The 1,012-nt window shown below is 72.5% G+C and carries 2 protein-coding genes; one reads left to right on the top strand and one right to left on the bottom strand.

All coding sequences use genetic code 11. The features are described 5' to 3' along the window. Positions 1–148: 148 nt before the first annotated feature. Positions 149–697 (bottom strand): RNA polymerase sigma factor, encoded by a 549-nt coding sequence (locus AB0C29_RS50300; protein WP_360835732.1) that lies wholly within the window; start codon positions 695–697, stop codon positions 149–151. Between the two features lie 68 nt (positions 698–765). Between AB0C29_RS50300 and AB0C29_RS50295 the strand changes: the two genes are divergently transcribed. Further along, positions 766–1,012 (top strand): VOC family protein (locus AB0C29_RS50295; RefSeq protein ID WP_360835730.1); only part of this gene is annotated, 247 nt, incomplete at its 3' end.

The raw sequence follows: 1,012 nt of genomic DNA, 5'->3' as shown, positions 1-1,012 counted from the left end.
GCGGCGGGCACGGCTGCGCCCTCGGCCGTACGGGGAACAGTGACGATGTGCTCCAGCAGCGCCTGGGCGGAGGCCTGCCGCACCCGTCCCCGGGTCACCGGCGTGGCCGCGGCGCGCAGCTGATTGTCGAGGTCGGGTCGGTTGTCGTTCATGAGGTGGCTCCCGGTTCGGTGGGGACGGCGGTGAGGTGTTTGCGCAGGCGGCGCCGGGCGCGCAGGAGCCGCAGGCTGAAGGCGGTGGCGGAGATGCCGAGCACCCGGGCGGCCTGCGGGCCGGTCAGGTCCTCGAACACGGTCAGGGTGAGCACCTGCTGGTCGCCCGGGCTGAGCCGCGCCCAGGCCCGGGTCAGGTCGATACGGGCGGCGACGTCGTCGGGCGGCGCCCCGCTCTCCGCGCCGCCGGGCTCGCGCAGGATGCGCAACGCGACGGCCTGCTGACGGTTGTCGCTGCGGCGGCTGTTGCGCAGCACGTGGTGCGCCACGGTGAACAACCAGGCCCGGGCCTGATCCAGGTCGGGCGGGACGTCGTCGAGGCGGCGCCACGCGGTGAGGAAGACCTCGGCGACCACGTCCTCCGCGGCGAGGGCGTGGGTGCGCCGCTCGACGAAGAGGAGCAGATCGTCGTACGCGGCCTCGAACAGGGCTCGGAAGGCGGCCTCGGCGGCGGGCTCAGCACCCGTCGGAGGGTCGGCCGTCATAGGGGCATGGGATCTGGTCACGTCCACTCATGTCCATCACGGGGTGGATCACTACTACTCTGCTGACCATGGTTTCGCTGATCCGCAACGTCTCGTTCGACTGCGCCGACCCGTACGCGTTGGCGGTCTTCTGGGCCGAGGTGATCGGCCACCCGGTCCACCCGGAGTGCGTGCCCGGCGACGAGGAGGTCGTCATCGAGCCGCCGCGCACGCCCCGGCTGTACTTCCAGGCGGTGCCCGAGAGCAAGCAGGGCAAGAACCGGGTGCACGTCTGCCTCGAACCGGGCGACCGGGACCGCGACGCGGAGGTCGTCC

Source organism: Actinoplanes sp. NPDC048791 (assembly GCF_040650095.1).
Taxonomy (GTDB): Bacteria; Actinomycetota; Actinomycetes; order Mycobacteriales; family Micromonosporaceae; genus Actinoplanes.
The sequence above is the reverse complement of the archived record's forward strand: the minus strand, read 5'-3'. Positions and strand labels throughout refer to the sequence as shown.

Coding starts and splice junctions, on each gene's coding strand:
- AB0C29_RS50300 (WP_360835732.1), bottom strand. CDS start 697: ATGACGGCCGACCCTCCGACGGGTGCTGAGCCCGCCGCCGAGGCCGCC.